The organism is Arthrobacter sp. NPDC090010, assembly GCF_044748305.1.
Taxonomy (GTDB): domain Bacteria; phylum Actinomycetota; class Actinomycetes; order Actinomycetales; family Micrococcaceae; genus Arthrobacter_E.
The window spans coordinates 175313-186173 of the sequence record NZ_JBIVFT010000008.1; the positions used below are offsets into that span (position 1 = coordinate 175313).

Below are 10861 nucleotides of genomic sequence, written 5' to 3' on the forward strand. Positions count from 1 at the left end.
ATCAGTGTCGCCCGGCGACTGATCGCCGCAGGGTTCAGCGACCTCGAACGCGGCGAGAGGTTCCTCGGCGCGCCGGAACTCCAGGGCTTGGACCAGGAACGGCTCTTCGAGGGCCTGGCGCTCTCGGCCAACCCGGACGAGGCGCTTCTGTCCTTGCTGCACCTGCTGGAGAAAGACGGACCGGGAAGCCGTGGCGTCGCCGCCCTGGTGCAGGCCGGCCCGGAACGCTCCGAACCCCTGTTCCGGCTCCTGGGCGCCTCTCAGGCGCTCGCCGACTTCCTGGTGCGTCATCCGGAGGAAGGCGCCGTTCTGGAGCGGCAGGTGGGACCCGAACCGTCCCGAGTGCCGGGGGACTCCCTCCGGGCCTCTCTTCTGGCGTCGGTGGGAGCCGACCCCCGCAGCCCTCGTCCGACCGCGACAGTGACCGGTCAGGATGCCCAGACGGCGCTCCGCACCCGCTACCGACGGCATCTGACGGACCTGGCCATCCGTGATCTGTGCGCCGCGGACCCGCGAGACTTCATGCCCCTCGCCGGGGCGGAGCTGTCCGATCTGGCGGCCGCAGCGCTGGAAGCCGCGCTCGCCGTCGCCCGGGCCGAAGCCGCTCAGCTGTTCCCCGCGGAGGAAGTGGCGGCCGTCGGACTCGCCGTGATCGGCATGGGCAAGAGCGGCGCGCGCGAACTGAACTACATCTCCGATGTGGATGTCATCTATCTCCACGAAGCCGACTCACTGGATGAGGCTCAGGGTGTCAGGATCGCCACCTTCCTGGCGAGCACGCTGGCCAGGGTGATCCAGAGCCCGGGCCGCGAGCCGGGACTCTGGGAGGTCGACGCCAATCTGCGCCCCGAAGGCAAGGACGGGCCGCTCGTACGGACCCTCGAATCGCATCGCCAGTACTACGCCCGCTGGGCGGAGAGCTGGGAGTTCCAGGCTCTCCTGAAGGCCCGGGCCATGGCCGGTGACGCGGCCCTGGGGCGGGCGTTCGAGGAGATGACACAGCCTCTGGTCTGGGCCTCGGCCGGCCGGGACGGCTTCGTCGAATCCGTGCAGGCGATGCGGCGCAGAGTCACCGACAACATCCCCGCAGCAGAGGTCACGCGGCAGATCAAACTCGGTCCCGGCGGCTTGCGGGACGTGGAGTTCACAGTCCAGCTCCTGCAGTTGGTACACGGCATGGCCGATGGCAGCCTGCGGGTCAGGGACACCACCTCCGCGATCGCCGCCCTGTCGGCAGGCGGTTACATCGGACGCGCGGATGCCTCCGAGTTCGACCGCGCCTACCGGCAGCTGCGGGTCATCGAACACCGCATCCAGATGGTGCAGATGCGCCGTACGCACCTCATGCCGGAGAAGGACGATGAGCTGCGTGCCTTGGCGCGGGCCGTCGAGGGGTCGCTGACCACCGTCAGGCCCACGGCGAACGCCCTGATCACGGGCTGGCAGAAGACCAAACGCAGAGTCCGGGAACTGCACGAGCAGATCTTCTACCGGCCCTTGCTGGGCACCACGGCGTCCCTCAGCCGCGACGAGGCCCGGCTGAGCCCGGAGGCTGCGTCCGCACGGCTGGCCGCGCTCGGCTACCGTGACCCCGACGGTGCGATGAGGCATATCGCGGCCTTGACCAGCGGGGTCAGCCGGCGGGCCTCCCTGCAGCGGCAGTTGCTTCCGGTGCTGCTCGGCTGGCTTGCGGAGGGGCTGGACCCCGATGCCGGACTGCTCGCTTTCCGGCGCGTCAGCGAAGCACTCGGTGCGACGCATTGGTACCTCGGACTGCTGCGTGACTCGCAGGCCGCCGCGGAACGGCTGTGTCATGTGCTGGCGGACTCCCGGCTGATCGCCGATCTTCTCGAGGTCTCTCCTGAGTCCGTCGCCTGGCTGGGCAACGACAAGGAACTGGTGCCGGTGCCCTTCGACGCGCAGTGGCAGGAGATCCGTTCCAAGATGGCGCGGCACGAGAACGCGTCCAGCGCCATGCGGCTGATCCGCTTGATCCGGCGCCGTGAGATCCTCCGCACCGCCATCGGCGATGCGGCCGGTGTGCTGGACCAGGACGCCGTGTCGCGGGCTCTGGCCGATGCGGACCGGGCCGCGATTCTCGGGGCGCTGCATGTGGCGGAGCGTGAGGCGGAGGCCGACGGCGGTCTGCTCACCCGGGTGCTCGTGGTCGCGATGGGCCGCCAGGGCGGACGGGAGATCGGCTACGGTTCGGACGCGGACGTCATGTACGTTCACCAAGCCCTGCCCGGGGTGCCGGAGGCAGTGGCCCAGCAGCAGGCCTTGAAGATCGTCGGCCGGATCTCCACGCTTCTCACACAGCCCCTGAAGCCGGCCATTCAGGCGGAACGGGTGCTGGCCCTGGATGCCGATCTGCGGCCGGAAGGGAAGAATGGGCCGATGGTCCGCTCCCTCGACGCTTTCAGGGCGTACTACGAGCGCTGGTCCCTCATCTGGGAAGCCCAGGCCCTCCTGAGGGCGCGGCCGATCGCCGGAGATGACGGACTCGCCGAACAGTTCGTGGAGCTGATCGACCCGCTGCGCTACCCGGTCGAGCTCTCGGCCCAGGACGAACGGGAGATCCGCAGGATCAAAGCGCGAGTGGAGGCCGAACGGCTGCCCCGCGGCGCCGACCCCTCACGTCATGTCAAGCTCGGCAGGGGAGGGTTGAGCGATGTCGAGTGGCTCGTTCAGCTCCGCCAGCTCGAACACGCACATCTCCACCCGGTCCTGAGGACCACCTCGACCATGGAGGCCCTGCGTGAGCTGACCCGGCTCGAACTGCTGGAACAGGACGACGCCGAACTCCTTGCCGAGGCGTGGCAGCTGGCGAGCCGGGTGCGAAGCGCCAACGTCATCTGGTCCGGGCGCGCCTCCGATCTGTTGCCATCCGCACGACGGGACCTTGAGGCGGTCTCGCGCTGGTGCGGCCACCCCGCATCACATGCGGCCGATTTCGAAGAACACTATCTCCGCCTGACCCGCAGGGCCCGCGCCGTTTTCGAGCGCGAGTTCTACGGGCACCGCTGAGGATCAGCACCGACGAGAGGATCAGGATGAACCGATCACCCATGGAGGCCGGCCGGGCCCGACGCCGCGGCCAGAGCCCCGGACAACGCGATGCGAGGACGCCCGGCCTGAGGCGGCTCTTCCGGCCGTTCCTGGCCCTGCTGACGGCCTGCCTCGCCGTCGTCGGCATCGCAGTACCCGCAGCATCGGCGGCCGCGCCGCACGATGTGAAGGGCAAGACGTTCGTGATCGGCACGGACACCACGTTCGCACCGTTCGAGTTCCGGGATTCGTCCGGGAACCTGGTGGGGATCGACATGGACCTCATCCGCGCCATCGCCGAGCGTGAGGGATTCCAGGTCGAGATCAAGTCCCTCGGCTTCAACGCAGCCCTCCAGGCGCTGTCCTCCAACCAGGTGGACGGAGTGATCGCAGGCATGTCGATCACCCCGGAACGCAAGCAGATCTACGACTTCTCCGACCCCTACTTCGAGTCGGGCGTCCAGATGGCGGTGGCGAAGAACAACAACGAGGTCAAGAGCTACTCGGACCTCAAGGGCAAGGTCGTGGCGGCCAAGACCGGTTCCGAGGGTGAATCCGAGGCCAAGAAGCTCGCGCCGCAGTACGGTTTCACCGTCAAGTCCCTTGACCAGTCGGCCACCATGTACGAACTCGTCAAGTCCGGCAACGCCGTCGCCGTCTTCGACGATTACCCTGTGCTGGCCTACGGAGTCAGCCAGAACAACGGTCTGAAGACCGTGACGGACAAGATCCCCGGCGGCAGCTACGGCTTCGCCGTGAACAAGGGCAAGAACCCGGAACTGCTGGCCGCGTTCAACAAGGGCCTCGGGGACATGAAGGCCGACGGCGAGTACCAGAAGCTCCTCGACAAGTACCTGAAGTCGCCCGAGGCAGCCGCACCGAGCAGCTTCTGGGATCTGGTGGTCCAGAGCTTCCCGGCACTGATGAGCGGCCTGCGGAACACGGTGGTGGTGACCATCATCTCCTTCGCCGTGGCCATGGTGCTGGGTCTGTTCTTCGGCTTCCTGAAGATCTCACGGAACGTGGTCGCCCGAGGCGTGGCCACGACCTTCGTGAATGTCTTCCGCGGCACCCCGTTGCTGGTGTGGGCGTTCTTCTTCTACTTCGGCGTTCCTCAGCTGACGGGCCAGCCGATCGACATCTGGGTGGCCGGTGTCCTGACGCTGAGTCTGAACTCCGGGGCTTACATCACGGAGATCGTCCGTGGAGGCATCCAGTCGGTGGATCCCGGGCAGCTTGAAGCCGCGCGCAGCCTCGGCCTCGGCTACGGCAAATCGATGCAGAAGGTCGTGGTGCCGCAGGCATTCAAGCTCATGACGCCCTCACTGATCAACCAGCTGATCATCATGCTCAAGGACTCGTCGCTGCTGCTGGCCATCGGCTTCGCCGAGCTGCTGTACCAGGGCCAGCAGATCTACGCGAGCAACTTCCGTATCACGGAGACGCTGGTCATCGTGGCGGCACTGTACTTCGTGGTCATCATGCTGCTGACCCAGCTGGCCAACTATGCGGACAGGAAGTTCAACAAATGAGCATCAACACCCAGGTGGAGCCCGGAACCCGGTCCGAGAAGATCGCCGTGACCGGTCTGAAGAAGTCCTTCGGGAACAACGAGGTCCTCAAGGGCCTGGACGCGGTGGTCCACGAAGGCGAAGTGGTGGCCGTGATCGGCCCGTCAGGTTCCGGCAAGTCCACCTTCCTGCGCTGCCTGAACAAGCTCGAGGAGATCAGCGGCGGGCACGTGAACGTGAACGGCTTCGATCTGACCGATCCGAAGGTGGACATCAACCAGGTGCGTCGCCAGATCGGCATGGTGTTCCAGCACTTCAATCTGTTCCCGCACATGAGCGTGATCGAGAACATCATGCTGGCCCCGGTGGAGACCGGCAAGCTGAGCAAGGAGGAGGCCCGGGCGACCGGCCTGAAGCTTCTCGCCCGCGTCGGCCTGGAGGCCAAGGCCGATGCCCGCCCGGTGTCCCTCTCGGGTGGTCAGAAGCAGCGTGTGGCGATCGCACGGGCTCTCGCCATGAACCCTGACATCATGCTCTTCGACGAAGCCACCTCGGCTCTCGACCCCGAGATGGTCGGCGAGGTGCTTCAGGTCATCAAGGACCTGGCAGCCGAGGGCATGACCATGGTCATGGTCACCCACGAGATGGGATTCGCCCGTGAGGTGGCGGACCGGGTGATCTTCATGGCCGATGGGTACATCTGTGAAGAGGGCGCTCCGGAGCAGCTTTTCGGTGATCCCCAGCAGCAGCGCACCAAGGACTTCCTCTCCAAGGTGCTCTGAGCCTCCCGCGCTGACGACGATCCAGCCCGGACGACGCAGCGCGGCCGACGACGGCGGCCCCCTCACCGAGGGAGGCCGCCGTCGTCGTGTGAAAGACCGGGCTCAGAGCACCTCGTCGCGGTCCTGAAGCTCGATGACGCGCCCTTCCCGCAGCGCGCGGAGGGCCGAAGAGACGTGCAGGGCTCCGTGCACGCCGAAGTAGGCGGGGAATTCGGATTCGGCGACGAAGCGCCAGCTGAGCAGTTCGGCCTCCTGCAGCACGATCCGGGTCCCGGCGGGCAGGACACCGCCGTCGTAGAGGAAGTTCAAGCCGTCTCCGACGGGATCGGGGAACGCCGAGTGGCCGATGATCAGCAGTGCGCCCGGCGGGATGTCCAGTCCCAGTTCCTCAAGACCTTCGCGGCGGGCGGCCGCCCGCGGCGCCTCACCGGCGTCGACGGTGCCGCCGGGCAGGAGCCAGCCGTCCTTGTAGTTGGGTTCGACGGCGAGGACCCGGCCCTCGTCGTCCCGGATCACGAGGCCTGCGGCCACCCGGCGGCGGGGGAGAGTGCGGAAGTATTCGCGGCTTTCAGGACTGAGTTCGGACATGCACCGAGCCTAACCCAGCGGTGTTCCCCGGAGCCGGACGGCTGTCATGAACAGGTGGTTACGCAGTGCTCATGACGACTCGAGCTCGCGCCGTCGGCCCCTCCGGGAACGCCTCGCCGGCCCGTCCGATTCGGTGAGGCTGAGTTCGTCGGGGTGGAACCAATCTCCAGGGAGCCCGGTGCCGGGGAACTCGACATGCAGGGTCACTCCCCGGACGTCGAACCGCTCCTGGTCCACTGTCCCGGTGCGGTCCGTGTAGTCGTGCGGCCCGATGACGAGCTGCTCCGAGATGCGGATGCTGTCGCCGATGGCGATGGACGGCTTAAACACGGGTGCCGTCCTTCGCTGCACGGCGGCCGATGGCGGCGGCCCACTGGAGCGCGACCGCGGCTACGTGAACGAGTTCGGTGGACAGCTTCTCAGGATCGGTCTCGGCGAAGGTCTCGAACATCTCCTCGGCGAGGATGTGCCGGAACGTCACGGAACCGAGGTCCGAATGGACGTCGGTCTCCCGCCAGCTCTGCTCGCGGACGTCCTGGGCCCGACCTCGGTACGCCCAGGTGTTCTGAGGCCCGGTTCCGTCAGGGTAGTCCTGGGGTCCCCATTTCTTCTCCTGGGCGAGGAGTTCCTGGCTGACCAGGGCGAGGAGATCGGAGTGGCTGGTGTTGGGGAGGCGGATGGCGGTCATGTGAGGTCCTTTCCACGGGACCCTCGACGCCGTTTTCGGTGGAGGAGACAATGGTGCAGGCCGCTCGAGTCGCCCGTGAAGGACGACAGAGCAGCCGCACCTCGATGTGGGGTCCCATGTAGATGTGTCCGAGCCCCCCGAACCATGACGCCATCCCACCGTGTCCAGGGCGAACAGACAGTTTTTTCTCAGGAATGAGACCGCCGGGGTGGACGTGGGAAGGCCCCGGAAGATGATTCTTCCGGGGCCTTCCGTGTCCTCGCCTCAGACGGCGGATGGGATCCGCACGGTCTGTCTCAGGCGATCAGACGCCGTAGTACAGCTCGAACTCGTACGGGTTCGGGCGGAGCGTCAGCGGGGCGATCTCGTTCTCGCGCTTGTAGGCGATCCAGGTGTCGATCAGGTCCTGGGTGAACACGCCACCGGCCTGCAGGAACTCGTTGTCGTTCTCCAGGGCCTCGAGGGCCTCCTCGAGCGAACCCGGAGCCTTGGGGATGTCCTTGGCTTCCTCGGCGGGCAGCTCGTAGAGGTCCTTGTCGATCGGGGCCGGGGGCTCGATGCGGTTGCGGATCCCGTCGATGCCGGCCATGAGCTGAGCGGAGAAGGCAAGGTACGGGTTGGAAGCGGCGTCAGGAGCGCGGAACTCGATGCGCTTGGCCTTCGGGTTGGAACCCGTGATCGGGATGCGGATGCCGGCGGAGCGGTTGCCCTGCGAGTAGACCATGTTCACGGGGGCCTCGTAGCCCTTGACCAGGCGACGGTAGGAGTTCACCGTGGGGTTGGTGAAGGCGAGCAGCGCCGAGGCGTGCTTGAGGATGCCGCCGATGTACCAGCGGGCGACGTCCGAGAGGCCCGCGTAGCCCTTCTCGTCGTAGAACAGCGGGTCGCCGTTGCTCCACAGCGACTGGTGACAGTGCATGCCCGAGCCGTTGTCGCCGAAGACCGGCTTCGGCATGAAAGTCACGGTCTTGCCGTACTCCAGGGCGGTGTTCTTGATGACGTACTTGAACTTCAGCACATCGTCGGCGGCGTGGACCAGGGTGGAGAACTTGTAGTTGATCTCGGCCTGGCCTGCGGCACCGACCTCGTGGTGGGAGCGCTCGACCTCGAGGCCCACCTCGTCGAGGTTCAGGCACATGGCGTCACGCAGATCAGCCTGGTGGTCCACCGGGGCCACGGGGAAGTAACCGCCCTTGAAGGGGGTCTTGTTGCCGAGGTTGCCGCCGAGCTCCTCGCGGCCGCTGTTCCACGGAGCCTCGATGGAGTCGATCTTGTAGAACGCGCCCTGCGGGGAGGACTCGAACTGGACGTTGTCGAAGACGTAGAACTCGGCCTCAGCGGCGAAGAAGGCGGTATCCGCGATGCCGGTGGATGCGAGGTAGGCCTCGGCGCGCTCGGCGATGCCGCGGGGATCGCGGTGGTACGGCTCACCGGTGCGCGGGTTCACGATCGAGAAGTTCAGCGCAAGGGTCTTCTCGACACGGAACGGGTCGAGGAAGGCGGTGGTGACATCCGGGATGAGCTGCATATCCGACTCGGCGATGCCCTGGAAACCACGGATGGAGGACCCGTCGAAGAGCTGGCCGTTGACGAAGAAGTCTGCGTCGACCGTCTTGGCCGGGACGTTGAAGTGCTGCTGCACACCCGGGAGATCGGTGAAACGGATGTCGACGAACTTGACGTCCTCATCCTTGATGAACTTGAGGACTTCGTCCGCACTGGTGAACATTCGTGCTCCTAACGGGATGGGGCCGGTGGCCTGAGGGCGACGACAGCCGGAGTCCGGTCCGTTCAGAACTCGCCTGAACCGCTGCCGCGTCATCAACTGATGAACAGCCTAGGTGCCGGGCATTACCCGAGGGTGTCTGCTTTGTTTCCGGCACGTTACAGGACTCCAGTGCCGCCCCTGTACAGGGGCCACGCCAGGGTTGCGTACCTTTGTCACTCTACGCGGCCGGTCCGGGAAGATGCTGAGGCCCCGCCGGGAACACCCGGACTCGCGGGAAGCTGCGAGCCGATAGGCTTAAGCCTGTGGTGACTCGACGCGATCTAGGTTCCTGGCTGGAAGGCCCCGACACATCTCACATCAGCAAGTATCCTGGTGCACGCCTGGGGCTGCCTGAGACGGGGCCCGGTTCGTTGGCGCGGGCCGGCCGGCGCATCCTCGCGATCTGCATCGACTGGGGACTCTGCCTACTGATCAGCAACGCCTTCTTCAGCGGCAACTCATGGGCCACCCTGGCCGTGTTCTTCGCCGAGCAGGCGATCCTGGTCGGAACCCTCGGGTACAGCATCGGGCACCGCATCTCCAACATCCACGTGGTCCGTCTCGACGGCTCCCCAGCGGGGATTCCTGCGGCGCTGGTCCGCGCGGCACTTCTGTGCCTGGTCATTCCTGCGATCATCTTCGACCCCGATCAGCGTGGTCTGCACGACAAGGCGATGAAGACGGTGCTCATCCGCCGCTGATCCCGCCCCTTCAGCCCCGGCCCATTCCGGCCGGGGCTGAACTGTATCCCCGACGAAGGAGCAACACTTGACCGAGCCCCAGCAGCTGCCGGATGTCTCACCCACCTCCCTGGCCGACCTCGTGGGGGAGGACCGGATCGTCGATCCGGGAATCCGTCCTCTGTGGGCGGACATGCCCAGAGTGGCCGGGCCTGTCTACGCCGTCCGCTGCGCCCCGGGGGACAATCTGATGATGCATGCGGCCATCTATCGTGCGGCTCCCGGCTCGGTCATCGTCGTCGACGCCGGTGGTTCTCAGCTCGCGGTCGCGGGCGGCAATGTGTGTGCTGTGGCCCGGAAGCGCGGCATCGCCGCGTTCGTCGTGGACGGATACGTCCGTGATGTGGCCGAAGCCCGTGAGATCGGATTCCCGGTCTTCGCGCGCGGGGCGTTCCCCAAGCCCGGGACCAAGGAGGCCGTCCTGCCCCAGGGCGAGGCTGTGGTGGGCGGCGTCGCGATCCGCACGGGCGACGTCGTCGTCGCTGATGAAGAAGGCATCGTGGTGCTGGAAGCCGATCTTGCCTCGGACCTTCTCCGCGCTGCCGAGGAGCGCGAGACCGCGGAGACCGGCCAGTCGCTGGATGACTGGGAGCAGGCTCATCGCCGCAAGATTCGGGCCGGCCTGGTCGCAGGCGGCGACACCGGGGGACTGCCGGACTGACTCAGGTCAGCACGGGCGAGTTGTGCTTAAACGGAACCGGCCGCCGTCGCTCCTGAGTTCAGGAGCGACGGCGGCCGGTCGGCGTTCGGGGCTCAGCGTCCGCGCATGGCGCGGCGGTCCGGGCGCGCCTTGTACGGATCGACACCCTTCGGAATCGGCAGCTTGGAACCGAGCGAGGCAAGTCGCTTGGACACCGCATTGACCTCGACCTTGGTCAGGGTGGGCTTCAGCTTGCGCATCGCTCCGGCGATCTTCCCGATGGGGGTCTGGCCTTCCTCGCGTCCCGCGTGGATGACGTGGATCGGGACGTTGGGCAGGATGCGCGCCATGCGCTTCCGCTCGCCGTCAGCCAGGCTGCGCACCCGGCTGAGCGGACCCTCCGTGACGAGGACGACGCCGGCGCGGCCGACGGCGCGGAAGACGAAGTCCTGGGTGCGGGGGTTGGCTGCCACCGGCTGCTGCTCCACGATCCAGCCACGGCGCAGGGTGCCCAGAGCGGCACCCGCGGCACCGGCCTGGCCTTCGATCTGGGCGAAGGCGGCCCGTTCGGCACGACGGGACAGAATGAACGTCGCCGCGAGCAGGCCCAGCATGATGCCGATGATGAGGCCGGTCACCCAGTTCTGGAACAGGGCGCCGACGCCCGTGCTGATGCCCACGACCACCAGAAAGGCGAGGACCATGAGCCAGACCGCGCTGGGATCCTGGCGGCGGGTCATCTGGAAGACCTCGCCGATCTGCTTCAGACGGCTCGGACCCTTGTTGGCCTTGGGCTTGCGGTTGAAGAGGCCGCGCTTGGCGGAACCGTCACCATTGGTGACGTTGGAGTCGGTGGATTTAGCCATAGTGCTTCCATTCTAGCCAGCAGAGGGTGCCTGCTGAAACGTGCCGCCGGTTCCCGGGATTCACGCCCGAAGGGGCGGTTTCCGGCCGACGCCGCAAACCGCCCCTTCGAGGGAAATCCCGCCTGCTCAGTTTTGGGTGGTGAGGAGGGTGCGGGCTTCTTGGCGGGTGGTGCCGGAGTCTTGGATGGTGTCGGCGATGTGGGTGAGGTTGTTGGGGATGTCGCGTCCTT

10 protein-coding genes are annotated in these 10861 nt (G+C 66.6%); 5 read left to right on the top strand and 5 right to left on the bottom strand.

The genetic code is table 11. From position 1 onward, the window contains the following. Genes ACIPXZ_RS13245 through ACIPXZ_RS13255 form a run of 3 tightly spaced genes read left to right on the top strand, consistent with a single transcriptional unit; the run spans nt 1 to nt 5341 of the window. On the top strand, nt 1-3027 hold the full coding sequence (locus ACIPXZ_RS13245; protein WP_400595057.1) for a bifunctional [glutamine synthetase] adenylyltransferase/[glutamine synthetase]-adenylyl-L-tyrosine phosphorylase: 3027 nt from the start codon (nt 1-3) through the stop codon (nt 3025-3027). 26 nt (nt 3028-3053) lie between these two features. Beyond that, entirely contained in the window at nt 3054-4580 is a 1527-nt protein-coding gene (locus ACIPXZ_RS13250; protein ID WP_400595021.1) for an amino acid ABC transporter substrate-binding protein/permease, read from the top strand. Continuing rightward, nucleotides 4577-5341: an amino acid ABC transporter ATP-binding protein gene (locus tag ACIPXZ_RS13255; RefSeq protein WP_400595023.1), complete on the top strand. Its 765-nt coding sequence runs from the start codon at nt 4577-4579 to the stop codon at nt 5339-5341. The genes ACIPXZ_RS13250 and ACIPXZ_RS13255 overlap by 4 nt, the downstream gene beginning before the upstream one ends. A 102-nt stretch (nt 5342-5443) precedes the next feature. Here the strand turns inward: ACIPXZ_RS13255 and ACIPXZ_RS13260 are convergent, their stop codons facing one another. The 4 genes from ACIPXZ_RS13260 to glnA all read right to left on the bottom strand — a co-directional run bounded on the left by ACIPXZ_RS13260 (nt 5444) and on the right by glnA (nt 8346). Next, nucleotides 5444-5929, bottom strand: a complete 486-nt coding sequence (locus ACIPXZ_RS13260) for an NUDIX domain-containing protein (RefSeq protein ID WP_400595025.1) — start codon at nt 5927-5929, stop codon at nt 5444-5446. Nucleotides 5930-5998: 69 nt separating this feature from the next. Next, a complete protein-coding gene (locus ACIPXZ_RS13265) occupies nt 5999-6259 on the bottom strand; it encodes a hypothetical protein (RefSeq protein ID WP_400595027.1) in 261 nt (86 codons plus the stop codon). After that, nucleotides 6252-6617 carry a hypothetical protein gene (locus tag ACIPXZ_RS13270; RefSeq protein ID WP_400595029.1) on the bottom strand — a complete coding sequence of 122 codons (366 nt, stop codon included), beginning with the start codon at nt 6615-6617 and terminating at the stop codon, nt 6252-6254. The genes ACIPXZ_RS13265 and ACIPXZ_RS13270 overlap by 8 nt, the downstream gene beginning before the upstream one ends. Before the next feature lie 304 nt (nt 6618-6921). Beyond that, entirely contained in the window at nt 6922-8346 is a 1425-nt protein-coding gene (gene glnA, locus ACIPXZ_RS13275; RefSeq protein ID WP_400595031.1) for a type I glutamate--ammonia ligase, read from the bottom strand. Nucleotides 8347-8648: 302 nt separating this feature from the next. Between glnA and ACIPXZ_RS13280 the strand changes: the two genes are divergently transcribed. Together ACIPXZ_RS13280 and ACIPXZ_RS13285 are read left to right on the top strand one after the other, a co-directional pair. Next, complete coding sequence (locus tag ACIPXZ_RS13280) at nt 8649-9086, top strand: RDD family protein (protein WP_400595033.1); 438 nt, start codon at nt 8649-8651, stop codon at nt 9084-9086. 67 nt (nt 9087-9153) lie between these two features. Continuing rightward, nucleotides 9154-9786 (top strand): RraA family protein, encoded by a 633-nt coding sequence (locus ACIPXZ_RS13285; RefSeq protein ID WP_400595035.1) that lies wholly within the window; start codon nt 9154-9156, stop codon nt 9784-9786. A gap of 92 nt (nt 9787-9878) precedes the next feature. Here ACIPXZ_RS13285 and ACIPXZ_RS13290 read toward each other — a convergent pair whose 3' ends face one another. Beyond that, nucleotides 9879-10631: a DUF4191 domain-containing protein gene (locus ACIPXZ_RS13290; protein WP_400595037.1), complete on the bottom strand. Its 753-nt coding sequence runs from the start codon at nt 10629-10631 to the stop codon at nt 9879-9881. Between the last annotated feature and the right edge of the window lie 230 nt (nt 10632-10861).